At 46.8% G+C, this 23,365-nt stretch carries 24 protein-coding genes and 5 pseudogenes; 13 read left to right on the forward strand and 16 right to left on the reverse strand.

The window, feature by feature from the left end:
• Positions 1-215 precede the first annotated feature (215 nt).
• Positions 216-1,235: a glycosyltransferase gene (locus SPB21_RS06700; protein WP_499866048.1), complete on the forward strand. Its 1,020-nt coding sequence runs from the start codon at positions 216-218 to the stop codon at positions 1,233-1,235.
• A 117-nt stretch (positions 1,236-1,352) separates the two neighbouring features.
• On the opposite strand, the gene SPB21_RS06705 is transcribed toward SPB21_RS06700, so the two are convergent.
• Together SPB21_RS06705 and SPB21_RS06710 are read right to left on the reverse strand one after the other, a co-directional pair.
• Entirely contained in the window at positions 1,353-1,430 is a 78-nt protein-coding gene (locus tag SPB21_RS06705; protein WP_348918292.1) for a hypothetical protein, read from the reverse strand.
• A 26-nt stretch (positions 1,431-1,456) separates the two neighbouring features.
• Positions 1,457-1,724 (reverse strand): annotated as a pseudogene (locus SPB21_RS06710) (type III glutamate--ammonia ligase); the annotation flags it as partial.
• Positions 1,725-2,020: 296 nt separating this feature from the next.
• Here SPB21_RS06710 and SPB21_RS06715 point away from each other — a divergent pair.
• The gene (locus tag SPB21_RS06715) at positions 2,021-2,734 is read left to right on the forward strand and encodes a type 1 glutamine amidotransferase (protein ID WP_499866049.1); all 714 of its coding nucleotides are present in this window, start codon (positions 2,021-2,023) and stop codon (positions 2,732-2,734) included.
• 5 nt (positions 2,735-2,739) lie between these two features.
• On the opposite strand, the gene SPB21_RS06720 is transcribed toward SPB21_RS06715, so the two are convergent.
• Complete coding sequence (locus SPB21_RS06720; RefSeq protein WP_163666666.1) at positions 2,740-3,243, reverse strand: anthrone oxygenase family protein; 504 nt, start codon at positions 3,241-3,243, stop codon at positions 2,740-2,742.
• A gap of 251 nt (positions 3,244-3,494) precedes the next feature.
• Positions 3,495-3,749: pseudogene (locus SPB21_RS06725) on the reverse strand (glutamine synthetase); the annotation flags it as partial.
• A 422-nt stretch (positions 3,750-4,171) separates the two neighbouring features.
• Between SPB21_RS06725 and SPB21_RS06730 the strand changes: the two are divergent.
• Together SPB21_RS06730 and SPB21_RS06735 are read left to right on the forward strand one after the other, a co-directional pair.
• Positions 4,172-4,636 (forward strand): DEP domain-containing protein, encoded by a 465-nt coding sequence (locus SPB21_RS06730; RefSeq protein ID WP_499866050.1) that lies wholly within the window; start codon positions 4,172-4,174, stop codon positions 4,634-4,636.
• 39 nt (positions 4,637-4,675) lie between these two features.
• On the forward strand, positions 4,676-4,867 hold the full coding sequence (locus tag SPB21_RS06735) for a hypothetical protein (protein WP_499866051.1): 192 nt from the start codon (positions 4,676-4,678) through the stop codon (positions 4,865-4,867).
• Between the two features lie 10 nt (positions 4,868-4,877).
• Here SPB21_RS06735 and SPB21_RS06740 read toward each other — a convergent pair whose 3' ends face one another.
• The 11 genes and pseudogenes from SPB21_RS06740 to SPB21_RS06790 form a co-directional block, all read right to left on the reverse strand.
• Entirely contained in the window at positions 4,878-5,735 is an 858-nt protein-coding gene (locus SPB21_RS06740; RefSeq protein ID WP_499866052.1) for a sugar phosphate isomerase/epimerase family protein, read from the reverse strand.
• Positions 5,736-5,763: 28 nt separating this feature from the next.
• Positions 5,764-7,029, reverse strand: a complete 1,266-nt coding sequence (locus SPB21_RS06745) for a M20 family metallo-hydrolase (RefSeq protein ID WP_163666659.1) — start codon at positions 7,027-7,029, stop codon at positions 5,764-5,766.
• A gap of 166 nt (positions 7,030-7,195) precedes the next feature.
• Complete coding sequence (locus tag SPB21_RS06750) at positions 7,196-7,801, reverse strand: heme-binding protein (RefSeq protein WP_163666657.1); 606 nt, start codon at positions 7,799-7,801, stop codon at positions 7,196-7,198.
• 30 nt (positions 7,802-7,831) lie between these two features.
• Positions 7,832-9,235, reverse strand: a complete 1,404-nt coding sequence (locus tag SPB21_RS06755) for an AtzE family amidohydrolase (RefSeq protein WP_499866053.1) — start codon at positions 9,233-9,235, stop codon at positions 7,832-7,834.
• Positions 9,232-9,450, reverse strand: a complete 219-nt coding sequence (locus SPB21_RS06760; RefSeq protein WP_499866054.1) for a DUF4089 domain-containing protein — start codon at positions 9,448-9,450, stop codon at positions 9,232-9,234. Before SPB21_RS06760 ends, SPB21_RS06755 begins: the two co-directional genes overlap by 4 nt.
• Before the next feature lie 186 nt (positions 9,451-9,636).
• Entirely contained in the window at positions 9,637-11,820 is a 2,184-nt protein-coding gene (locus SPB21_RS06765) for a glycoside hydrolase family 9 protein (RefSeq protein ID WP_499866055.1), read from the reverse strand.
• Positions 11,821-12,417: 597 nt separating this feature from the next.
• Positions 12,418-13,278, reverse strand: a complete 861-nt coding sequence (locus tag SPB21_RS06770; protein ID WP_499866056.1) for a sterol desaturase family protein — start codon at positions 13,276-13,278, stop codon at positions 12,418-12,420.
• Positions 13,279-13,380: 102 nt separating this feature from the next.
• Positions 13,381-13,962: a TetR/AcrR family transcriptional regulator gene (locus SPB21_RS06775; RefSeq protein WP_499866057.1), complete on the reverse strand. Its 582-nt coding sequence runs from the start codon at positions 13,960-13,962 to the stop codon at positions 13,381-13,383.
• Positions 13,963-14,147: 185 nt separating this feature from the next.
• Positions 14,148-14,393: a hypothetical protein gene (locus SPB21_RS06780; protein WP_499866058.1), complete on the reverse strand. Its 246-nt coding sequence runs from the start codon at positions 14,391-14,393 to the stop codon at positions 14,148-14,150.
• A gap of 70 nt (positions 14,394-14,463) precedes the next feature.
• On the reverse strand, positions 14,464-14,643 hold the full coding sequence (locus SPB21_RS06785; protein WP_163666644.1) for an NblA/ycf18 family protein: 180 nt from the start codon (positions 14,641-14,643) through the stop codon (positions 14,464-14,466).
• A 725-nt stretch (positions 14,644-15,368) separates the two neighbouring features.
• Positions 15,369-15,944, reverse strand: a pseudogene (locus tag SPB21_RS06790) (homogentisate 1,2-dioxygenase); the annotation flags it as partial.
• On the opposite strand from SPB21_RS06790, the gene SPB21_RS06795 reads away from it, so the two are divergent.
• From SPB21_RS06795 to SPB21_RS06815, 5 genes and pseudogenes are all read left to right on the forward strand, one after another.
• Complete coding sequence (locus SPB21_RS06795) at positions 15,892-16,089, forward strand: hypothetical protein (protein ID WP_499059271.1); 198 nt, start codon at positions 15,892-15,894, stop codon at positions 16,087-16,089. The pseudogene SPB21_RS06790 and the gene SPB21_RS06795 sit on opposite strands and share 53 nt — an antisense overlap.
• A gap of 43 nt (positions 16,090-16,132) precedes the next feature.
• Positions 16,133-16,489 carry a hypothetical protein gene (locus tag SPB21_RS06800; protein ID WP_499866059.1) on the forward strand — a complete coding sequence of 119 codons (357 nt, stop codon included), beginning with the start codon at positions 16,133-16,135 and terminating at the stop codon, positions 16,487-16,489.
• A 12-nt stretch (positions 16,490-16,501) separates the two neighbouring features.
• Positions 16,502-16,702, forward strand: a pseudogene (locus tag SPB21_RS06805) (fumarylacetoacetase); the annotation flags it as partial.
• A gap of 66 nt (positions 16,703-16,768) precedes the next feature.
• Positions 16,769-16,912 carry a hypothetical protein gene (locus SPB21_RS06810; RefSeq protein ID WP_250565499.1) on the forward strand — a complete coding sequence of 48 codons (144 nt, stop codon included), beginning with the start codon at positions 16,769-16,771 and terminating at the stop codon, positions 16,910-16,912.
• 132 nt (positions 16,913-17,044) lie between these two features.
• Positions 17,045-18,178, forward strand: coding sequence for a Glu/Leu/Phe/Val family dehydrogenase (locus SPB21_RS06815; protein ID WP_499059095.1), 1,134 nt, complete (start codon positions 17,045-17,047; stop codon positions 18,176-18,178).
• 113 nt (positions 18,179-18,291) lie between these two features.
• On the opposite strand, the pseudogene SPB21_RS06820 reads toward SPB21_RS06815, so the two are convergent.
• A pseudogene (locus SPB21_RS06820) lies at positions 18,292-19,080 on the reverse strand (aminotransferase class I/II-fold pyridoxal phosphate-dependent enzyme); the annotation flags it as partial.
• A gap of 317 nt (positions 19,081-19,397) precedes the next feature.
• Here SPB21_RS06820 and SPB21_RS06825 point away from each other — a divergent pair.
• From SPB21_RS06825 to SPB21_RS06840, 4 genes are read left to right on the forward strand one after another with little or no spacing between them, the layout of a single operon-like run.
• The gene (locus SPB21_RS06825; RefSeq protein WP_499059093.1) at positions 19,398-20,057 is read left to right on the forward strand and encodes a thiamine pyrophosphate-binding protein; all 660 of its coding nucleotides are present in this window, start codon (positions 19,398-19,400) and stop codon (positions 20,055-20,057) included.
• Positions 20,058-20,098: 41 nt separating this feature from the next.
• Positions 20,099-20,782: a 2OG-Fe dioxygenase family protein gene (locus SPB21_RS06830; RefSeq protein WP_499059090.1), complete on the forward strand. Its 684-nt coding sequence runs from the start codon at positions 20,099-20,101 to the stop codon at positions 20,780-20,782.
• Positions 20,783-20,795: 13 nt separating this feature from the next.
• Positions 20,796-22,079, forward strand: a complete 1,284-nt coding sequence (locus tag SPB21_RS06835; RefSeq protein ID WP_499059087.1) for a cysteine desulfurase-like protein — start codon at positions 20,796-20,798, stop codon at positions 22,077-22,079.
• A 29-nt stretch (positions 22,080-22,108) separates the two neighbouring features.
• Positions 22,109-23,344, forward strand: coding sequence for a threonine ammonia-lyase (locus SPB21_RS06840; RefSeq protein ID WP_499059085.1), 1,236 nt, complete (start codon positions 22,109-22,111; stop codon positions 23,342-23,344).
• Positions 23,345-23,365: the final 21 nt, after the last annotated feature.

A 23,365-nucleotide genomic window follows, 5' to 3' on the forward strand; every position in this document is an offset into this window, starting at 1 on the left:
GGGTTTTGAACCCAGCGCTAATCAAGGGCTGTCTGCTGAAGCGACAACTTGGCTGTGGGGCTCTGGATATAGACCTTTTACCGATCACTCAACCCCTACTCTTCGAGAAGTCTTACGCCCATAGTGGATTTTGATGGGATTAGCCGTGCGACTTTGAGTCCACAGTGGGCTAACTGATAAAATTATCGTAACCATTTACAAATTCCTGGGGAAGTTTGAAGAATTCTGCGTCTGTTGATATTTGCTTTTACATTCCGACGACATTTTGGCCTACTCAGTTACCCTCCTCAAGTGCTGAGAACTGGTCGGGATTTGGGTTAGGGATTTACGCCTGGACTGTACAGACGTATCTCAAGCTACGGGAAGCAGGGGTTGCCTGTCGGCTAACTGATCAACTGCCTGAGGAGGGCATTGTTCTCTTTCATGCCAATGCCACTCGGGGAGGGAATATTCGCCCCGGTGCCCATCGGTTGCTTATTTGTTTGAAGGCAGAGGCAACGTTATGCGCTCAGGCCCAATTCCATGTGGTGCAAAATTCTTGTGAGGCAGTTGGATGGTTAGGTTGTTACTTCATACCCCATTGGCCGCAACCTGGACTACAGCCTCGTTTGGCAGAGCGAAAAAATCGGTTTGAAACTATTGCATTTTTAGGACATCGCAACAGTTTAGCTGCTGAGCTCATGGAACCAGAGTGGGAGAAACAGCTACAGCAGCGCGGCCTGAACTGGCTACCTGTAATTAATACTAATGTATGGGATAGCCATCAAGCCGTGGATACTCGCTGGAATGATTATCGAAACATTGATGCGATTGTGGCGGTGCGTCAGTTTAATCTGAAGCGTCCTGGCTATCGTCGTAAGCCTGCCACTAAACTTTATAATGCCTGGTTAGCGGGTGTTCCAGCCATAGTGGGTCGAGAGCTGGCCTACCAAACGGTGGGTACTGCTGGTGTGAACTATTTAGAAGCTAACTCTATGGCAGAACTGTTGTCTTGTTTAGATAGACTGCGACAAGATAGCTTACTGCGGGCAAGGATTGTCAAAAAAGGACAAATCCGCTCCATTCACTATACTCCAGAAGTGATTACTCAGCGATGGCAACAGTTTTTGAATGAGGTGGCGATACCAGCTTACCAGGCCTGGTGTAGCTGTTCTGACTGGCGACGTCAGGTGCAATATGGGCAGGCTAGGTTGAGGAATTATGGCGATCGCATCACCCGTCGTCTAAATCTCTAACCAGTCATTTTCTATACCTTCCTCAAATGCCAGCCACAGGGTTGTAGAAAGTTAGCGATGCCCAGGGTGGAAAGTGTAGAGCCGAACCCATGACCGTCATCCCATGGGTAACATTAGTTAACACCGTAGGGGCAAAATACCAACCAGGGCAATGGCCTTGGCCACATCCATGGGTGCACCGCCACCCACCGCCACAATGCCGTCAGCTTGATGGTGGTGATAGGTTTCCAACCCAGCTGTTCCATGTAGTTCACCAACGTAGAAATCAGATCAAACTGGCGCATAAGATTGATCTGGTCGTAGCAAGGACGTTCTGCAACATCCTTCTCATCGGCAATCACACTTTTCTACGGAAGCGATCTGGGTAGCTGGCACCAGCTTTGCCCGGGTACCGCCCAACAGGTCAGTATATGAAACCAGAAAAAATTTAATGCCCAGCTCTTTTGCTTTTTCGACCAGTGTTTGCGTTTGCGTCAGCGTTCCTACCATAATCTGAGGATCCATAGGCTATGCTCCCTCAGTAAAACAGCAGGAATAGGCAGCTTTTGTAGCTGTGGCTACCATCTGATGAAGCATCATACTTAATCAAGCTGCTTGACCTATGAATCATAGCGATTACAAGAGTTCAGCCTTGATAAATAGCTGTCGCTTGTCATAACAAATGTAACAATAGTGACTATTCATTTAGTCAACTTGAGGACAGTTTGATATGGGTAATATCGCTAGCATGGCTTTTAGCTAACCGCCTGTTGGCATCAAACTATAGGTTGAAGATTGCGATCGCAATGAAAATTCTAGTTATTCAAAACAGTGTTCGAGATCCCGTTGGCATTTTAGGAGACCATTTAATCTATCAGGGTGCTGAACTGACCACCTGGCTCCCAGAACAGCAACCCAACTTACCTGAAGGAACGTTTTCAGGGCTAATTATCCTGGGGGGACATATGAATGCCCATGAGGATGACAAGTATCCTCATTTACAGCAGGTGGTTACTCTGATTCATCAATTTCACGCTGAGAACAAGCCCATCATGGGGGTGTGTCTGGGGTCTCAGTTAATTGCCCGAGCCTTTGGTTCTCAGGTATATCTCCACAGTACACCAGAATTGGGATTTTCTCCGTTGGCGGTGGTGACAGATGCCGTCACAGAGCCCTGGCTAAAAAATTGCCCTGTCAATCTGCACATTATGCAGTGGCACTTCGACACATTTGATCTGCCAGGGCCAGCAACATTGTTAATGACCAACGATATTTGTAAGCATCAGGCCTATCGCATCGGCACCAATATCTATGGGTTGCAGTTTCACCTGGAAGTTACCCCAGAGATTATTGTGGATTGGCTAACGGCGAAAAGTGACTGGATTGATACCCACTATCCCAATCTAGACCAGCAAATACATAAACAGATAACTATCCATACTGACAATGCCGCCACCTTTACAGAACAGGTCGCTCACCATTGGCTTACACTGTTTCCTGATGCTGTTTTCAAATGGTGAAGGGTTCAAAGTTGAAAGAGGATAACCATCAACAAGATTGAAGTCAGACTCGCTAATAGGGTTCGGCTTACGTTCCATTGATTCCAACGAGGTTCAAAGTGCAGACGGGCGGTTCTGAGCGCCGTTCCCTCCATGGCATCGATCTGTAGCATTTGGAGTTTGTTATTTAGCGGGACGTTAATTGTGAATGTGGGTAATTGGACGCCAAGGATATAGAGCAGCGGAGTTACAAGCAACAGCATACGCTGCATGCCATCCAGTTGCCCAATACCCAATCCGGCAGCGACCAACAACGCTACGATTGAACCAACCCAGGTGGCGACAAATATCGGCTGGTTATTCTGGATAACTCCGTCGATCACTTGAAAAGCCCGGATAAACTCCCGATCATTTAACGTTTTAATTCCTGGCATAACGACTGAGGCAAACGCAAAAAGGAAGCCTGTCACGAGAGAACATAACAATGTTGCCAAGAGTAAGATAATTTGGAAGCTAGCTGTGGTTGACATGGGTTGAGTCTCCTAATTTGAGGGGTCGCTATAGTGATATTTCAGAAACTATATAGGGAGATGAAATCGCAACAGAGTAAAAAAATTTTGATAGATGATGCGATCGCGCCACTCCCAGAAATTTCCTCGACAGTTTCAGCTTATGGAAACTGCCGAGGTAGGGCTGTCTATTTCTTGCGGGACTATCACAATCTTGCGGCGGATGGACAGCATCCCTTGGATGGACAGCATATTAGTTTACGAACCCACTCTTAAGGTAGGCAGTAAAGATAGTTTTCTACATCCCAATCACTGGTGGTAGCCAGGAAGCGTATCCACTCATCTCGTTTGTATTCGTCAAAGAGACGATACATTTCACCGGGCAATGCCGACTTAATGACCTCATCATCGGCAAGCCGTTCTAAGGCCTCCCCAAAACACATGGGTAGCTTCTTCAGATAAGGATTCACCATCGAATCCACTGCCCGATATTCAAACCGTCCCGGTGCAGAAACTCTCAGACAACAGGGGGAAAACGGCTTCCAGAGAATCCACTTTCATCTGATTTTGTTGGGCAGTTGGTGAGTCGTTTAAGTCCCCTGTTTCATGGAGAATTTGAAACAGGCATCTACCCCGATGAGTGGTATTAGCTTTCGAGGCTGAGTCTACCCGATGTAACGCGGGAAATGTGTAACGCATGGAAATGAGATCGCACCACCCGCCGTCTCAACCTCTAAAGCTTCCACCAAACCATGGCCCACTCCCCTGATCGGCATCACCCAAGTCACTCAGCTACTCTCAGAAAAGTCTTATGAAAAATTCAGTTTTTGGTCAGATGGCACTCAGCCGCTGACGACATGTTTGTAATCGGGGGGCAACAGTTTTCAGTCTCAGAAACTGTCACTAGATTAATTTTTATAGATTTCCAATTATGACGAGGCCTGATCACATGGTGATAGATAGGAAAGTTGAAGTTGTTGCTGTGGCATACTTGAATCTCAACATTCGCTATAGTGAAGCTGAAGCATTAGTCTCAGCATGGCATAAACAATATCCTCAATATGATTACCAGACATTAGTTCAATGGATTTTGGCTGGGGATGTCACTTATGTTGATGGGCAACTTAAGTTGGCCGCCTACGCAACGTCAGAAGATTTAAAACAACTCGTTATTCAGATGCGAAGTGCGGCTGGAGTTAGTATTAAAGACCGTCGGCATAACCTCACGACGTATCGAAAGTGTTTTGTTGGGTCTGAAGCTGTCCAATGGTTAATAGATAACTTGGGCCTGACTCTCAATGAAGCTGTACGTGTAGGACAGCGCTTGTTAAAGCGCGGCATTATTCATCACGTTGTCGATGAGCAAGACTTCAAGAACGACTATTTGTTTTATCGCTTTTATGCAGATGAGTAATACTGATGCTTAAGGAAGCACACCCCTAGCGGCTGCACCATGACCACCCTAGTTTCCCTGTTTTTGAGCAATCACTGCAATTGGGCCACCACCCGGTGGTCCTTAATTTCACCGGATGGGGATGCCTCTGCCTTAGCAAAAATATTAACGATAGAGCCAGTTGAATTTCCTCGTGTTGAAATAGAAAATGCTCCTGGTTGGTCTCAAAATGAATTGAGTGTTAGTCTTTAATAGGTGCTTATCACTGCCAATTTGCAAACCGCTGTCGTTGTCGTTGTGCCATCCAACAGGTGATTTCCCACACATCGGCAACGGGCATGTTCGTATACGGTAAGGTCTGCATGTAACCGTCGTAGAGAAACTCTGGCATCATTGTCGTTTGTGCCATACCTCTTGTCCGTTGTTTCTCCCAGATTAAACTCCACCATCGTTCATGGGCCGTAAGCGCTTCTTGGTATTCTGGTGCGCGAGGATCAGAAACCTGGGCATGTTGAGGATAACCAACCCGACACTGGATATGCTGCGCCCGTTCAGCACACAGTTCCAAAATAGACCATTCTGTATCAATCAGGCGTTCACAAACAACACACCAGTGGCTAAAGTCACAGGTGAGCTTCATTGAAGGATATTCTTTTAACAGGTCGCGAGTCGTCCAAGGATTGTACAGTGAACGACTGCGATGGGTTTCAAAACTGACGATACAGCCAGAAGTGTGCTCTAATTCCAGGGCACGTCCAAAAAAGTCTACATTTTGCTGCCAGGACCAGGCATCATAACCACACATGGTGGAGACAAACAGCGCTCCCATATCCTGGGCATGGTCAATCACCCATTTCAAGTCACCCAGATGATCGTCGATGCTGCGGTCAGGGCGAGGTATCCACCAGTCTTTGGGGTCGTTCGAATCGCTCCCCGTGGTAGCTTCTGCGATAAAAACCAAATCATTATCCTGAAGCAGCTGCCGAAGTTGTTGTTGTTGCTGCTTGTCTTGTGGAATAGGTCCTTCGATACCGTCAAAGCCGTCGTTGAGGGTTTGTTGCACCAGTAGGTCTAGGTCAGTTGGCCCGGTCCACCATGAGCGTAAGATGAGAAGTTTCACAACAGTCTTGTGTTAAAAAAAGAGATATTTATATCGCCAGCTGTAACAACACTTGCAATAACACATTTGCCCCATTCTCTAAATCTTTAGGAGCTGTGTATTCTTTTACATTATGGCTAATGCCATGGGCGCTAGGAACAAAAATCATAGCCGTAGGAGCCATGGGCGCAATTAACCCGGCATCATGACCGGCTCCACTGGGCATGGATTTGACCGATAGTCCTAATCCCTCAGCTGTTTTTGTTACTAGGTCAATTATGCCAGCGTCAAAGACAACGGGTTCAAAGCGAGCTAAAGAACGACTGGTAATTTTCAGCCCCTCTGCCTTGGCGATGGCAGCGATTTTAGTATTCATTCGGGCTTCAGCGTCTTTTAAACAGGTTTCATCGGTGTTGCGCAAATCAACGGTGAGGCTAGCTTCTTGGGCAATTACATTGATCAAGCCAGGTTTGACTTGCATGGAACCGACAGTAGCCACTTGATTACCCCCCATGTCCAGGGCAAGATTGCGGGCAGCGATTGCGATCGCACTTGCCCCATAGCCTGCATCATGGCGCAAATGCATCGGCGTAGTACCGGCATGGTTCGACACACCCTTCACGGTGTACTCTTTCCACGACATCCCCTGAACACCAGTCACTGCACCAATCTGGAAACCTTCTAATTCCAGTACTGGCCCCTGCTCGATGTGCAATTCCACAAATGCTTTTACCGGTTGACTACCGCAGGGCACTGTTCCGACATAGCCAATCCGTTCTAAATTTTCGCCAACGGTAGTACCGTCAACTCCCACTGAGGTCAGAGCGTTTTCTACCGGGAAGCCACCGCTAAATACCCAGCTACCCATCATATCGGGCTGAAATCGGGCTCCTTCTTCATTGGTAAAAAAGGCCACTGCGATCGGATGACGGGTTAGAATGTTGTTTTCATTCAGGGTGGCGATGATTTCTAACCCAGCCAGTACCCCAAAATTGCCATCGTAACGGCCCCCCGTTGCCACCGTATCGATGTGGGAGCCGGTCATCACTGGAGGGCCAGCTTCTAGACCGGCACGGGTGGCGACAACGTTGCCGATCTGGTCAATGGTGATGGTCAGTCCTAGCTCTCTCATCCAGCTAACAACCAGGTCTCGACCAGCTTTGTCTTCGTCGGTGAGAGCAAGACGACAGACACCGCCATCTGAGATCGCACCAATTTGAGCTAGCTGATCTAACCGTTGGAGAAGACGCTCCTTGTTGATACGTAAATCAGCGAGGGAGAATGAACTTGTAAGAGAAGAGAGCTGAGAAACCATTGTATAAGCTTAGTCCTGACGAATGATCAACATTACTAAATTTGCCTAAATCTTATCGAAGAATTATGGTTATTCAACTTATTGAAGGGGATCTGGAATAACAACCGTAAACTGCTAATCTGGTTTCTGAAAATCTTCAGTTACCTCATTGCCTAAAGCCAGCTCTCTAATTCCGCTCTACCGGAATCTGAATATCACTCCGCTTTAACCCATCTGGAATAAACGGTCCATCATAGAAAAACCGTCGCGGCGGCCCCACCACCTCATACTCCGGATGCGCCGTCAGCCAATCCTGTAACTGCTGTACACCCCGCGTATACACCCCATAGCCATAACCACCCCGCAATCCAATACTTACCACCGTCATCGGCAATATATCCTCCACCCGCACATTCTGCGCCACCTCTTTCGGTACCACATCCAAACTGCGATACAAAAACGAAACTGCCGCATCTCCGTCTGAAATAGTGCCTGTCTGTAGCGTCGCCGTCGGATACCGCGTCTCCACCGGAGCTGTCATCGAAATATCATTGTCGCTAATGTGACGAAATAACGGCGAAAACCCACGAGATGCCGCCTTACCTAAGTCGCCCCGCACCTGCACCGTCGCCGCTCGGTAGGCCGGATACTGCTTAATTTCAATCTCACCCTTCGCCGTAGGGGGTGGAAACCCCTCTGGCAAAGGCGCAGATGCGGCCCGATAGCCCCAGACAAACAGCGCTCCTAAGCCAACGATTATCCCAACAATTAGCAGTCCCTGACTTGGTTTCATAATATTGGGGCTAATAACTGAATCAAAGAACTACTCTAGCGCAGATGTCATCGCCAGGGGAGCTTGAGTGATGCCAGCCTGTTCCAGGGCCACCGCTGCTGTAAAGAGAGACTGCTCATCATAGGGACGGGCAATCAGCTGCACACCCACGGGTAACTCTCCAGGTAGGTGAACGGGAACGGAAAGGACTGGTAAACCAATAAATGATAAAGGCTGAGTATAAAATCCTAGATGGGGGCGTACCAAGACCGTCTCACCGTCTAGCTCCATGGTGGTTTGCTCAATGAGAGGAGCCGGGCAGGGTGTTGTTGGTGCTACAATCAGGTCCACGGTTTTGAATAGTTCACGGACCTGGTCTCGATACCAGCGCCGAAAACGTTGGGCTTGAATATACCAGCTACTGGGGATTAATGCCCCTGCTAAAAAGCGATCGCACGTCGCTGAATCAAAGTCTTGTGGCTGAGTTTGTAAGCGAGATAAATGCAGCTGACTCCCTTCGCTGGCGGTAATCAAATAGGCTGCAGCTCTGGCTCGTGCGGCTTCTGGGATAGTCACAGTACGGGTGACATTGAGGGCCGTGACGACCTTGTCTAAGGCCTGGGCAACGGTGGGGGCCATGCCTTTGGCAAAGTGATCGGTTGCGATCGCAACCCGCATTCCAGCCATATCGCCTGACAAATCAGGGATAATCTCCGGACGATCCGTACAAATAGGGTCTCGTGCATCTGGGCCTTGCAACACTTGAAAAGTATTAGCAACATCTGCAACAGAACGGCCAAACGGGCCAATATGATCGAGACTGCTAGAGAACAAGAAAGCCCCTGCCCGCGATAACCGACCATAGGTGGGCTTCAGGCCATATACACCACATAAAGCCGCAGGCACCCGAATGGAACCATTCGTGTCAGACCCTAGGGTTAACGGCACTAAACCGGCAGCGACAGCAGCAGCAGATCCACCCGATGACCCGCCCGAGATGCGCGTCAAGTCATGGGGATTTGGGGTGGCACCATAGTGCTCGTTGACCGTGACAAATCCATAGGCATACTCATCCATATTGAGGGCTCCCACCAGAATTGCCCCTGCCGCTTTGAGGCGAGCAACAGCGGTTGCATCCTGGGTGGCTGGTGAATTGGCCTGATTAATTTTGGAACCAGCTAAGGTAACAGTGCCAGCAATGTCAAAGAGATTTTTAACCGCAAAGGGGACACCAGCTAAGGGACCTACCGGTTCTCCTGCTGCCTGTTTACGATCCAGTGTAGCGGCAGCCTCTAATGCTGACGATGCTAGGACTGTCGTAAAACAATTCAAGCGTTCATTCTGGGTTTGAATACGCTCCAGGGTAGCTGTTACCACCTCTTGGGCTGTGATTACTCCCCGTTGGAAATGGGCAGTAATTTCTGCGGCGGTTGATGTGATTGCTGATGGGGTCATGGTTCAAACCTTGGCGCAGACTCAAGATTATCAGGTAATGGAAAGTCTAAGATGGGCTGCGCAATAGTGTGAACACGCTCAAAGTTTTCGACCACACTAGCCATCTGTTCTGGCGGAATAGCTAAATTTAACAGCTGTGCTGATTGTCGCACGTAGGTGGCTGCATCAAAAGAACTGTTGAATTGATCGGTTGCTTCTGGAGAGGGTGTGGCCATGGGGGCTGAACAAAAATCATATGTCACCTATTATCTCTTAAATTATACATGGCAACTCTTATGAATGTTCCATGATACGGAACCAATGCTTTCTCATACGTTTTATCCACAATCAGACTAATCCTTGAGAGACCTTTCTATAGAAAGGTCTCTCAAGGAAAAGAGACTTTTGAATTGTTAATCGGTTTAACCAACCATCACTTCTGGCAAAGCAGCGAGTGCCGTATCATTGAGCGGCTCACCACCGTATAGGCTGTATGACCGAGCCACCGCACCCGTAAATCCAGCATTGTAATCAAGGGCAACTTCATTAGTAATATAATTTGTCCGTTCATCAATGTAGCTGTAGTCATTGGGTGAACTGGGTCCGCCAACTAATGCGCCATACAAGATATGTTCGTTAGGAGCGCTACTATTGATGTCAGTTGTGCCTGAAGCACCTCGGTGGTGGGGGTTCAGGGCAAAATCATCACCAAAGCCAACTTGATAGCTGAAGTTGTTGGGATTATTGCCTAAAATATAGTCAACCTGCCCTTGCGCAAAATTGCTGTAACGGTTGTCATAATCGTTGACGGTGTCACTATAAATTCCGGCTAAAAAGGCCGTGTTGGCACTATACCGTAGTGAACCCCATTGATCGAGCCAGGCAAGCCCTCCCTCTGTATAGGTAATTCCATTCCCATTCCGATTACTCCAGTAGTCAAGCCATGTCTCAGCATCGTTGCGATATTGGCTATTTCCGGTCTCCTGTGCTAGTAAAACAGCTGTCCCGTAAGATTTATTATCCCAACTTTGGGTCCATTGTTTATTCACTCCTTTGTAAGAGTCTTTGGCTTTAGATAAATACCCCGATTCGCCAGCTTTTACCAACCAGGCGGCACCCCAGGCAAGTTCATCTTCATAGCCACTCCAGGAATTGTAGTAGTTTGCGGCATCGGGAATAGAGTCAGAGTATTTACCACGATAGGTATCAGCAAAGTCATAAAGTTGTTTTGCGTTGGTTAACAACTTATCTGCATAGTTAGCATTGGTGGACTTAAAGACAATGGATGCGGCAGCTAAGGCTGCGGCTGTCTCCCCAGCCAAATCAGATCCAGGATTGTTACTATCAACTTTGTAAGCTGGACGCTCCATCGTCATAGATTCTGCTGAACCCCAGTAGGCATGGTCAGTTCCACCATTACCCACCTGTCCCCATAGAGCTGTTGTTCCATTACTGTTGGTCTCATGTGCTTTCAGAAAATAGTCAGTTCCCCATTTAATGGCAGCAAGAACCTCATCCAGTTGACCACTTTTCTCATAAGCCTCACGATATTCAATGACTCCCCAGCTTAGAAGCGTTATTGAAGATGCCATGGGCAATCCAAATTTTACATGGTCTCCTGCATCATAATAGCCACCTGAGAGATCCACTCCAACATCTGCACCATCATTGAGAGCCGAGTCATCTCGCCATGCAATGCGATTCTCTTTTGGTAAATCGCCAGAGCGTTGAGCCTCAATAAACAACAGAGATTTCTGTAAGGATTCACCATAGTTATAATCTCCGCCGTTATCAGGTGGTGAAAGATTCGGGGGGCTAGGTGGAGTTGGAGTTACCTCAGGTATGTCTGGATCAGACTCTGGTGGAGTAACATTCTCATTGTTATCCTCATCGAAAATTGTATCCTCATTCAGGACAAAGTTTGAGGGATCCTTTGGGGAACCGTTTGCATTGAAGCCAATAAAAATTGGCTCACCTGTTGCTATTGTGCTGTTGTAGTCAACATTCTCTATTGTGTAGAGATTACCGTTTTGGCTGATGACCTTACCGCCCCAGATATTAGTGATATCAAAATCTGCTTCAAACTCAAGTTGCCAACCATCAATTGCCGTTGATTCTAAATTTGTTATCTCAAAACCACCTGTAAATCCACTTCCCCAATTGTTTGCAACGGTGAAGTCAATGTCTGCTGGAGCAGAATGTGTAGGAGATGGGGTGGGTTGAGGGTTGGGAGTCGGCGTAGATTCAGGGGTAGGTATCGGTGTAGATTCGGGAGTTGGCACAGGAACAGAAACTAATGCAATACTTGAATCATTGAGCTGAACGTTGCTAATGCTTAGATCAACATCACTGGCAGCGTTTGCACTAAACCCAATACTTATGCTGTTGTTTGAGGTTACTTGTTTATTCCAATCTAATGCGCGAACGACATATTTTGAACCTTTGTGACTAACAATTTCTGCATTCCAAAAATTAGAGATCTCAAAGTTGCTTTCAAACTCCAATGTCCAACCATTTAGGGGTGTATCACTTGGGTTGCCAATCGTAATGGAACCATTGAAACCGCTATTCCAGCGATCATTCTCTAGGAACTCAACAGAATACATAATTATGAGGGGTTAGATATTGCTACGGCAAAACAGAGTCGTTTCTGACCTATGGGCATGCAAAAACATCAGCCAAGCAGGAGTGTCGACTGGTGAAAAATACATGCGAATATTTTTGAAAGAACCAACCTTACAGGGAGTCAGTAATGTCTCAACCTTGTGCTGACGAGTATTTTAATTATTCAATAAATAGCCAAGAGAACACGTGGCTTGAAAAACTTGTCAAAACGTACTGCCACTACAATGCGCAACGTTAGTTTCAATCCATCGGCAAGTTGATACACAGGAACAGGCCACACGAGAAGCAAGTGGCGATGCTATAACTCAGCTCTCAAGCGTTTACGTTAAGCCTTATGGAAGATGAGCCTTTGAAATTGTGGACATATCCCACAAACCTATTAACCCTGATTAAATAAAGTGTCAAGCTTTTCTGTTGTTAACGTCAATTTAACATAAATTTTTCAAGGTTGCAAGAATTTCATCCAAATTCTCTTATTCCGGATAGCTTAGGATTTCGATGAGAATTGAAGGTGTTGTCGTTTTTTTGATCACACGAAAATGAATGGAATACCTTATTCTCGCTAGTTACCTATAGTGTTATTTTTTACCATTGGGTTGCCAACCTGGTTTACCAAAGATGTACTTTAAAGCACAGGAAAATCGCTTGCTATGCCTAACATCTTTGATGATTTGCCATAACTCATAGAAGTTAATGACAATTGGATTGACCGACCCGATCTGTTTGGTAAGGCCATAGGTGATTTTCTCAGTCTCAGCTTGGTAAGTGTCAAATAGGTGATCCCAGATAATCAAGATTCCGCCATAGTTTTTGTCAATACACCTCGGACCTACCCCATGATGAACACGATGAACTGATGGTGTATTAAAGGTGTTATCTAACCAACCCAGCTTTCCGATTCTTTCAGTGTGAATCCAGGTTTGATAAACAACAACTATCACCAAGGCAATCAGTGTTTGAATAACATCAAATCCTATTAAAATCATCGGAATGAAAAATATCCATTCAATTAGACTTTCAACCCAGGCTAACCGAAGGGCTGTGGTGAGATTATACTCAGGGGATGAATGGTGAACGCTGTGATACGACCACAAAATGCGTACCTCATGCTCCCAACGGTGCATCCAATAATACGTGAAATCTGCCAGAATAAGGGCCATTCCCCAAGTCCACCAGGTTAAGGGTAGCCTCCAGGGAATAAAATATTCAACAGCAAATAGACCTAACACAAAGACCAGTCCGTAAAAGGTGCGATCTAACAGCAGACCCACAAAAGCAATGCCGGAGTTCGCAAAAGTCTCTCCCTGAGACCGACGACGCACAAAAACAATATCCCATACAGCTTCAAGAATGATAGCCACAAAAAAGATGAGATCGATTAATTCCAGAGCTTCAAATATTTCCATAAATCCATCAAAACGGGTGAAATCAATGTCCATTTGGGCTTATCCTCCTTACTCTCTTTAGTTTTTATATCGAGCGCTTGGTTTATTTTGACCGCAAAAAGTTTCTATGGCGCGATGCAACTTATAACGACATATTTACTGTCTACTGGGAGAATGCTTCTCGAAATAGGCAAGCAGTATCTGTGTTAATAGATGAACTTGTTCCTTAAATGAGAAACTGCTATCGTCCTCTAATTGCTCAATCAAAATGCCATTAATGAGGGTCCAAATAAATCGAGCGAGTTTCAGATCGGTGAGGTCTAAAAATTCAGATATCTCCTGCTGACTTCTCTGATCAATTTTTTGAAAGACAGGATTGTCATTAATTTCCGCTATGTCGTGATGTTGATAAAAATCCACCCAAATTGCGGCTTGTTTAATAAAGTGATCCTCATTCTCTACTAAAAGCGTCTCCAGCGCTTGCATGCGATCCAAAAGCGTATGTCCACGCGTGGCTGCTTTAAATAACTGAAACTCCTGCATACTCACTTCTTCCACTAGCTGCTCAAATAAAGCCTGCTTACTAGGGAAATAGTGATACATTGCCCCGGTTGAGATACCTAGCTCCTTGGATAGCTTTCTTGTTGTGACATTGGCATACCCTTCCTCTGCAAACAAATTAAAACATTTGTACAGAATTTTTTTTCGGTATTGCTCAGAGTCAACTATCTTAGGCATGATTTTATATCGAGCGCTCGCTCTATTGTATTCACTTCAAAATTTTAGTGTCCAGTGGTGACGTCGAAATTGAATTGGTCTGATCATGTGTCATTTCTAGTTCAATGTACAGGGACACCAGATATTTGAATATCTGGTGTCCCTGTAATCAGAGATCGATATCAAGATAAAGTATCCGTCAGCTTCTAGGCTGGTTCTGGACCATTAAACAGCGACAGTTGGCTAGCCTGATCGCTAGCAATAAGTTCCCAACCTTCACGCAACAGTTTTTGAAACGTGGAAAACCCGCGTGAACTGATGGCCATATGGTCAGGGCTTATAAACTGAGGGAACATCGTGTAAGGACGCCAGGATGTTCCCTGCTCGATGCGCAGATGTAGAATCTTTTCTTGCCCGTTATCCTGGGGTAGCCAGGCCATTTGTTTAATCATGGTAACCTCCTTAACCCAAGGGCTGATCGAGTCACTCGATCAGCCCACTTACACTCCTTTGAGCATGGCTTTATAGCTTCAAGTAACATTCTTTGAACGTGTGCCTGATCCAATTATCTTTCAGCATGAGCTGACGCATGGCTTCAAGCAAATACTCTTGAGCTTGATCGGGGGCAAGGTTTTCAACCTGTTCCCTGAGGACTTTAAGTTGAAATTCTTGCTCTAATGATAGTGTTCCAGGTGTACTCATAAGATCCTCCTTGGGCTCTGCAAAAGCCCACGTATACCAGCTATTAGTGACTGATTCACATGGTATGGTGTAGAGTCCTTTACAGGAATGTCCCAAAGAATACCTCTCTTAACTAGCGGAGCTGACCTGTTGAAATTTAACGACTCAGGCTATGTCCAACAGCTGTTAGCGCTCTACGACAAGTGTGAATAGTACTGCCTCAATAGCTATCCAATTTTCAAGGTGACACACTCAAAACGAACGACCCTGAAGCGAAATGAGTATGTTGGCTATCGGGACACGTAGCATAATCAGAGGTAGGCCAGTCTTTTTTCGTTTCAATATAAATGTTGTAAGACTTTCTATCTCCAAGAAAGAGCAAGCCTGGACAGTGTTTGGGGATTATTTTGATAGACAATGGGTGTCAAGCTTGTGTTTTCTTATATTCATTATAGCAAACATAATTTCCCTACTTTCGCAACAGTACTTTACAGTTGTTGTTGCAGCAACAGGTTGATTTTGAGGCTAAGGGAGCTGCGGCCAAATGATGCACTCGCTCAACCCGGTTTTGACTTCGCTCAACCGTCCAGCTTTGAGAGTTGAGGCTTCGATGGTGAGCTCAGCCGAACCGCGAAGTTGGAACTCGCTCTACGGGTATTTCATTTTCGACCCATCCCCTAAGGCTAAGATGAGGTCTTTTTACGTTATAGGTTTCTGGTTCTCATACTGTCAATGACGTGCTCCCCAACAAAATTAGGTCCTGCAAACGTTTGATGCACAGATGGAGGTTGATGGATCCGTCCAGTAATGGGTTCAAAGTCTTTGATATTAAAAGCGTAGGGCCATACACTGCCATCCCATCCCACCACGTCTAGGGGATGATGGGTGTAACAATATTGGGTGAGGCTGCCCCTGGCTTTCACTCGCACTTCAAAAACCCCCATTTCATCATGGGTCAATAGTTTCTCCGGTGGTCGAATATCGCGCTCACAGTAGGGAGCTTGTTCTAAAAATTGTCCCTGGGGACTGAGGTATTGCTGCGGTGGCTGGATATGCCCCGAGGCTTCTAGAGATAGATGGATTTGCTCCACTCCCCTTTCTGGTATCAGCCGCCAAAGCACACCCGCTGGAATTATTAGATAGTCTCCTGACCGATAGTGCAGTTCTCCCAGCTGACTTTCCAAACACCCTTTGCCCTGGTGAATAAACAAGAGTTCATCCCCATGGGCAAAGCGGTACCAGTAGGTCATGGGCTCGTTAGGATGGGCAATGGCAAGGGTAACATCAGCATTAGAGAGTAAGGGTAGGAGAGATGCGATCGCACCTCTCCTACCCCACTTACCTTCCCACAGCACTCTCTTTTTTGAAATTCCTCTGGATGCTACACTCACTGACTACATTGCTGTCCTCCAGGGCACTCCAGCAGCTGTCAAGGTCCGTACGGGAGGGCTAACCGCTTCCCCTTAAAGCGACTGCCGGGCTACACCAGCCATTACGCAGCTGGCAAACCTTGCCCAATGGTGATTCGGTTCAGATGCATGGCTTGCTTAACCTAGCGATCGCAGCAGCTTTTGCCTATGGCTATGGGGCCACTGCAGCCGAGATTGCCAGCATTTTACAAATCGATACCCTCAATGATCTAATTTTCTCGGAACACGAGATTATTTGCCATAGCCCCCTCTGGTCAAAGGAATCGGAGCTATCCACAATAGCGGGACATTTACCATTAGACAGCCTTGCCCGTGTACGCAGTCGTTATTTCCTAGGAATTGGTTCCTGTTCTTTCCAAGAACCCTTGGCCGAGCTTTACCGTTTGAAGCTGTTCAACGATCCTGCGTCGGTACCGTCCTATGTCCTCTCTACCTGACACCACCCATGACCCACATCGGACACCTGGGGGTTCCTCTTAGAAATTACCCACCAGGGCAAAAAGCCCATCCAGTTATCCACGGGAGAACAGCGTTTTTTCTTAGCTGACGGTGACGAAATCAGTCTGCGAGGATATTGTGAGACACCAGGTTACAAAAAAATTGGGTTTGGCGAATGTCGGGGACACGTTCTCGCTGCGATCACTCAATAATATTTGCTAGAATAAAAGTACATATGCACTATCTGGAGTTTTTATGATGCAAATTCCCTCTTTTTAGTGAGATCCCTGTTTCTAATTGCTACAGAGGTTTTTCTAACCTTTGTTCAGCTCGACGATTTAGCTGATTACAGCGAGTATGTCTTTAAGGTTAAAGAATCTCGCATGTTGGCCCTGTGGGCACTGGTGAAATATGAAGTCTAAGGATTTCTGCTAAGACATTATGTTTTTTGTCAAAATCAACACAGTATTAAATATTTTCTTCACACTATAGGTATCTCCTAATGTGCTCCGAATACCTTGACAGTGAAATGTCACTTCGGAGGAAATCTGATAATGAAACGTATATTTGAGTTTGGTGACTCTCTAGGGCCAGACAAAGTTGTTCATATTTATGACCACCATAGCGGATTAAAAGCTATTCTCGTGGTAGATAATGTTGCTTGTGGTCCTGCCATGGGAGGTGTTCGCATGGCTCCCAATGTCACTACGGAAGAAGTCTTTCGACTGGCACGAGCCATGACATTTAAGAATGCAGTGGCCAATCTTCCCTATGGTGGTGGGAAAGCGGCCATTCTTGCTAACCCAAAAGTACCTGCAGCCAAAAAAGAAACCTTGATGAGAGCGTTTGGGGTAGCGATCAAAGAAATAACTAGCTACATTCCTGGTCCTGACATGGGCACAGATGAAGCCTGTATGGCCTGGGTGCAGGAGGAAACCGGTAGAGCCATTGGTTTACCATCAGCAATCGGTGGTATTCCCTTAGATGAAATTGGAGCCACGGGCTATGGCCTTAGCGTTGTTGCCGATGTGGCCAGCGAATTTTGTTCTATTGATCTGAGCACAGCCAAGTTTGTGGTTCAAGGGGCTGGTTCAGTAGGGCTGCATACAGCCAGTTTTCTAGCAGCTAGGGGAGCCCTTCTGATCGGCGTAACCGATTCCCAGGGCACCTTGTTTAATCCTGATGGCATCGACATTGATCAACTGACTGAATTAAAACGTCAAGGCAAGAGTGTGCTTGATTATGCTGACGGAGGCAAACTGTCTCGTGATGCTGTCATTGATATTCCTTGTGATATCTGGATTCCTGCGGCTAGACCCGATGTCATTGACGCTGACAACGTCAATCGGCTAAAGACTAAACTGGTTATTCAAGGAGCCAACATTCCATTTACGGCTAAGGCAGAACAAATCTGTCATGACCGCAATATCCTGGTCATCCCTGACTTTATTGCCAATGTGGGTGGTGTGATTTGTGGTGCCGTAGAATATGGCGGCGGTACCAAGGAGATCGCGTTTCAAACCATTGAGGAAAAAATTCGCAAGAACACAACTCTAATGTTGGAAAACGTTGCAAGTACGGGTAAGCTACCTCGACAAATTGCAATTGAGATAGCTGAACAGCGCATACGCAGAGCTACAGCTTATCGCAGTAAGCGCCATGGCCCTGGGTTACAGCTGATTGCGTAGATAACGTTTGGGAAGGGTGTCTTGGGTTTGTTGCAGAATAACGAGTAACGAGTAACAAGTCACAAGTAACAAGTAACGAGCGAAGCCAGTTGCTAAGATATCCTACAGTTACACTAGATTAAGCCAACTTGTTTGCCTATCTTGGTAAATGCGGCAATGCACTGGTCCAGATGCTCACGGCTATGGGCTGCGGAAATCTGCACCCGAATGCGGGCCTTACCCTTAGGTACCACTGGATAGCTAAAACCAATCACATAGATGCCCTCTCTCAGAAGTTCTGCTGCCATAGTTTGAGCTAGATGGGCGTCATAGAGCATGATTGGCACAATGGGATGGGTGCCAGGTGCAATGGCAAATCCCTGTGCTGACATGCACTGCCGAAAATAGCGCGTATTTTCATTTAATCGTTCCCTGAGATTATGGCTCTGTTCAATTAAATCCAGAGCTTTGAGACTGGTGTAGACAATGACCGGGGCTAGGGTATTTGAGAATAGATACGGTCGCGATCGCTGCCTTAAAAGCTCCACCACAGATCGATACCCGGCTGTAAACCCGCCTGAGGCTCCTCCCAGGGCTTTACCCAGAGTGCTGGTGACGATATCCACTCGCCCTATGACACCACAATGCTCAATGGTACCGCGCCCAGTGGGGCCAAAGAATCCGGTAGCATGGCTGTCATCCACCATCACCATGGCATCGTAGCGATCGGCCAGGTTGCAAATCTCCCTGAGCTTAGCCACATCACCATCCATGCTAAACACTCCGTCCGTGGCGATCAGCCGTCGTTTTGCTGCCTGGGAGGTTTGCAGCGCAGTCTCAAGGTCTTTCATGTCACTGTGACCATAGCGATAGCGCTGGGCCTTGCTGAGGCGAATACCATCAATAATGCTGGCATGATTCAGATATCAAGGGTTCTGGTATCTCTTGTAACATGGTCACCACAGTTTTTTATGGGTATCACCTACGCCCGAAAATCTGATGTAGGAAGAATCCAAAAATCAGAAGATAGAAGTCGGAATATAGTCACCGATTGACTTCTGACTTCTGAGCCCTGAATTCTATACCTGGAAAAACGTTTGCTTTCAACGAGTCCTCCATCATATTTTTTTTCTTAACAAAATCCACACATTCTAGTTTGGTTCGTCCATGATCTACATAGAAAAGAGATTAGGATCGACTTAATTCTTTAAATTAAAGTCAAGCCTTTGGGGGAAGTAAGATGCCTCAGTTGGCACCACATATTTTTAATATGTTGCATCAGCAAGGGGTGCAACATGCGTTTGGCATTCCTGGAGATTTTGCCTTAACGCTCTGCGATGCGTTGGCTGAGAGTGAGATTCAACCTATTGTGATGACCCATGAACCCTCGGCTGGCTTTGCAGCTGATGCCTATTCACGCATTCGAGGTTTAGGGCTGGCCGTTGTCACCTATGGTGTGGGTGGTTTGAACATGGTGAACCCCGTGGCGGGAGCCTATGCCGAGAAGTCACCGTTGGTCGTGGGCACGTTTTTGACTGATATTAACTTGGGTCTGTTTAGCGCTCACTTAGAGCCAGCCTATGCCATTTCTGCGACCTCAGAGCATATCTCAGTGAAGCATCACCAATATCCCAATGACGGTGCCTATGCGTCATTGCGGATGATGGCCCATCAAACGGCGGACTTTGTGAAGATTCCTCGTTTGGATTATGCCCAGCTAGCTGAGTTGATGGGCGGTAGGGGGTTTGTGATCAAAACGGGTGAACAACTCTGCCAGGCATTTAATCAGGCGTGTACATCTGAGTCTTTTTGCCTCTTTGATGTGCACCTCGCAGCCGACGATGTTTCTCCAGCCTCGCAACAAATTGCCTCTCTATTCGCCAAAACGTTAAAAGGATAAGAATTTTCAAATCACATCCGCACCTGTGCCAGGAACGACCTATGATTACTCAAACGATATCAAATAGAAAACAATTTAGCTGTCTGAGTAGCTATGCGATTGAAACCATTAGCGATCGCAATCTCAAGACTATCCAACCCTTTTTTGAGAGATTACCAGCCGATCCCTATTTGGAAGGGCATTACCGGTTTCGGCGGTTTTCTCATTTTCAAGAAACAAACAAGCAAATGATGCAGTTGTCCCATGCATTTTTCTATCAGAGCAAGACCTACAATCCCCTATTGGGTAATGTTACGCGAGACTATGAAGAACTGTCTGGTTCACTGGTTCAATCTGATGCATTTCAGCAAACCCTGCTCACATTTTTTGAGTTCTGCAGACAATGTTCACCGTTTCATGAAGTGGGCGTACATCAGATTCGCGTAACCGCAGACCAGAGCGAGACGGGTAATCCTGCCCCCGAGGGCATTCACCATGACGGTGTCGATCTGGTTGGGATTCTTTGCATCGCTCGCCATGGCGTATCAGGCGCTGAAACCCAACTGTCTATTTTAAAAGGATCTGACCCCGTTTTCCGTAAAGTACTTAATCCTGGAGAGCTGCTCGTATTTAATGACCACCAGTTTTTCCACTACACTACCCCAATTGTGCCTGTAGAAGACAGCGGTTACCGCGATGTCTTTGTCTTCACCTGTCCAGATCTTCCCTTTAATCTCCCTGAGTAGAGGAGTATTTCCAGTGTCTCAATCTGTTGTTGTTCCCGCTTCTGACACCGCCACTTTACCCCTAGACTGGATTCGTCCCCAGTTTCCCGCCCTGGCTCAGGTAATGAATGGTAGTCCGATCGCCTTTCTCGATGGTCCCGGTGGCACCCAGGTGCCTCAACGGGTGATGGATGCCATGACAGATTATCTCATCCACAGCAATGCCAATGCCCATGGCGCTTTTATCACCAGTCAGCGTACCGATGAGGTTATAGCAGCGGCCCGTGGGGCCCTGGCTGATTTTTTGGGATGTAACCCTAACGAAATTGTCTTTGGCCCCAATATGACCACCCTCACCTTTGCCATCAGTCGTGCCATTGGCCGTGAGCTCCTTCCAGAGGATGAGATTTTAGTCACCTGTTTAGACCATGATGCCAATGTAGCTCCCTGGTTAGCATTAAGAGAACAGGGTATCATCGTTCACACCGTCGACATACATCCTGAAAACTGCATCCTAGATCTTAAAGATTTAATCAGTAAGCTTAATCACCGTACTCGCCTCTTAGCTATCACCTATGCATCCAATGCGGTGGGTACCCTCAATGATTTGCCAACAATTATTCAACTCGCCCATGATGTTAGAGCCTGGGTTTATGTGGATGCAGTCCACTATGCCGCCCATGGACCCATCGATGTCCAGCAGCTCGACTGTGACTTTTTGGTTTGTTCTCCCTATAAGTTTTTTGGTCCCCATATGGGGGTTTTATATGGCAAACGAGAACACCTGGAGCGGTTGCACCCCTATAAGGTGAGACCAGCCTCAGATGTGATTCCCGATCGATGGGAGACCGGTACCCAGAACCATGAAGGATTAGCCGGTGTGACTGCTGCTATAGAATACCTAGCAGACTTAGGACGGCTTGTGTCTCCCCAGGTGAGCAATCGTCGTGGGGCTGTATTCGCAGCGATGACGGCAATTCGTCACTCTGGAGAACAACTTTGTCAGATATTGATCGAGGGACTGTTACAGCTGCCAGGGATAACAGTGTATGGCATTACTGCACCAGAACAGATACTGTGGCGTTTGCCAACAGTGGCAATTCGCATGACAAAGCATCCCCCAGCAGCTATGGCAAAAACATTAGGAGAACAAGGAATTTTTACGTGGCATGGCAATTTTTATGCGCTAAATTTGACACAACGACTGGGAGTTGAAGATCAAGGTGGACTGTTACGGATTGGTCTAGTGCATTACAACACATTAGCTGAGATCAATCGTCTGTTGGCAGCACTGGCAGACATGGACCTCACTCGATAGTCTTGCCGTAGCTATTGTAGGAACTGCCGATGACCATTACCCTCGATCAAATTCGCCAGGCTGCTCAGCAAATCCACTCAGGCATTGTCCATACCCCTTGTGTCTACTCCACCAAACTCTCACAGCTGACCAAGACAAGAGTGGCATTAAAATTTGAAAATCTTCAGTTTACTGGTTCTTTCAAAGATCGTGGTTCCCTCTACAAACTGCTGTCGCTGTCGACCACACAGCAGCAGCAAGGTGTCGTAGCCATGTCAGCAGGCAACCATGGCCAGGCAGTTGCTTACCATGCCCAACGGTTAGGCATTCCAGCCGTAATTGTCATGCCTCAATTCACTCCTAGTGTCAAAGTTGAACGCACCCAAAGCTTTGGTGCAGAGATACATCTGTATGGCGACACCCTGGATGCAGCTAAAACCCTGGCCCAAAAACTGGCTCAGGAACGTCAGCTTACCTTAATTCATCCCTACGATGATTCGTTTATTATTGCCGGGCAGGGAACTGTTGCCATAGAGATGTTCAAGGATTGTCCTGACCTTGACAGCATCATTGTCCCTATCGGCGGCGGTGGCTTAATTGCTGGGATTGCCATTGCGGCTAAACAGATGCGTCCCAGTATCCACATCATTGGTGTGCAAACTACTCGCTATCCATCCATGTATCAGGCAATTGCTGGCAAACAGCCTTGTTTTGGCTACAGCACAATTGCTGAGGGGATTGCCGTCAAAACCCCAGGTAGTTTGACATTACCCATCGTTCAGAATCTGGTGGATGATATTGTCCTGGTGGAAGAAACAGACATTGAACAGGCGGTTCGACTGCTTTTAGAAGTTGAGAAAACCGTGGTTGAAGGGGCTGGTGCGGTGGGGTTAGCGGCCCTGCTAAAGAGGCATAAACAATTCTCTGGGAAGACAGTGGGTATTGTTCTCAGTGGAGGCAATATTGATTTACTGATTCTTGCTTCAATTTTGCAACGTAGTTTAGTAAGAGATCAGCGTCTAGTGCGGCTACAGGTGAATATTCGCGATATTCCTGGCGCTTTGGCAGCTGTATCTCAGATCATTGCTGAAACCCAGGCCAATATTGTTGGGGTAGAGCACCATCGGATGTTTACCGGTCTACCGGTACAATCTGCAATTTTAGAATTTTCCCTACTGATCCGAGGGCATCAACATCTTGAGCAGATTCTCAATAAGCTAAAATTAGCTGGACATGATGCCCATAGCATTCCCCTGGATGTTGATCTTGCGACTTGTTACGCCTAAAATCTATCACGCTTTAGGACG

It is taken from the genome of Leptothoe sp. ISB3NOV94-8A (assembly GCF_043421595.1).
GTDB lineage: Bacteria > Cyanobacteriota > Cyanobacteriia > Phormidesmidales > Phormidesmidaceae > Leptothoe > Leptothoe turfae.

Excerpts from the sequence above, each read along its gene's own strand:
- SPB21_RS06730 (WP_499866050.1), top strand. The coding sequence starts at position 4,172 with ATGGTGATAGATAGGAAAGTTGAAGTTGTTGCTGTGGCATACTTGAAT.
- SPB21_RS06755 (WP_499866053.1), bottom strand. The coding sequence starts at position 9,235 with ATGACCCCATCAGCAATCACATCAACCGCCGCAGAAATTACTGCCCAT.
- SPB21_RS06745 (WP_163666659.1), bottom strand. The coding sequence starts at position 7,029 with ATGGTTTCTCAGCTCTCTTCTCTTACAAGTTCATTCTCCCTCGCTGAT.
- SPB21_RS06780 (WP_499866058.1), bottom strand. The coding sequence starts at position 14,393 with ATGATTAAACAAATGGCCTGGCTACCCCAGGATAACGGGCAAGAAAAG.
- SPB21_RS06785 (WP_163666644.1), bottom strand. The coding sequence starts at position 14,643 with ATGAGTACACCTGGAACACTATCATTAGAGCAAGAATTTCAACTTAAA.
- SPB21_RS06750 (WP_163666657.1), bottom strand. The coding sequence starts at position 7,801 with ATGAAACCAAGTCAGGGACTGCTAATTGTTGGGATAATCGTTGGCTTA.
- SPB21_RS06735 (WP_499866051.1), top strand. The coding sequence starts at position 4,676 with ATGACCACCCTAGTTTCCCTGTTTTTGAGCAATCACTGCAATTGGGCC.
- SPB21_RS06765 (WP_499866055.1), bottom strand. The coding sequence starts at position 11,820 with ATGTATTCTGTTGAGTTCCTAGAGAATGATCGCTGGAATAGCGGTTTC.
- SPB21_RS06830 (WP_499059090.1), top strand. The coding sequence starts at position 20,099 with ATGATTACTCAAACGATATCAAATAGAAAACAATTTAGCTGTCTGAGT.
- SPB21_RS06825 (WP_499059093.1), top strand. The coding sequence starts at position 19,398 with ATGCCTCAGTTGGCACCACATATTTTTAATATGTTGCATCAGCAAGGG.
- SPB21_RS06760 (WP_499866054.1), bottom strand. The coding sequence starts at position 9,450 with ATGGCCACACCCTCTCCAGAAGCAACCGATCAATTCAACAGTTCTTTT.
- SPB21_RS06770 (WP_499866056.1), bottom strand. The coding sequence starts at position 13,278 with ATGGACATTGATTTCACCCGTTTTGATGGATTTATGGAAATATTTGAA.
- SPB21_RS06720 (WP_163666666.1), bottom strand. The coding sequence starts at position 3,243 with ATGTCAACCACAGCTAGCTTCCAAATTATCTTACTCTTGGCAACATTG.
- SPB21_RS06815 (WP_499059095.1), top strand. The coding sequence starts at position 17,045 with ATGAAACGTATATTTGAGTTTGGTGACTCTCTAGGGCCAGACAAAGTT.
- SPB21_RS06795 (WP_499059271.1), top strand. The coding sequence starts at position 15,892 with ATGGCAAGGGTAACATCAGCATTAGAGAGTAAGGGTAGGAGAGATGCG.
- SPB21_RS06775 (WP_499866057.1), bottom strand. The coding sequence starts at position 13,962 with ATGCCTAAGATAGTTGACTCTGAGCAATACCGAAAAAAAATTCTGTAC.
- SPB21_RS06715 (WP_499866049.1), top strand. The coding sequence starts at position 2,021 with ATGAAAATTCTAGTTATTCAAAACAGTGTTCGAGATCCCGTTGGCATT.
- SPB21_RS06840 (WP_499059085.1), top strand. The coding sequence starts at position 22,109 with ATGACCATTACCCTCGATCAAATTCGCCAGGCTGCTCAGCAAATCCAC.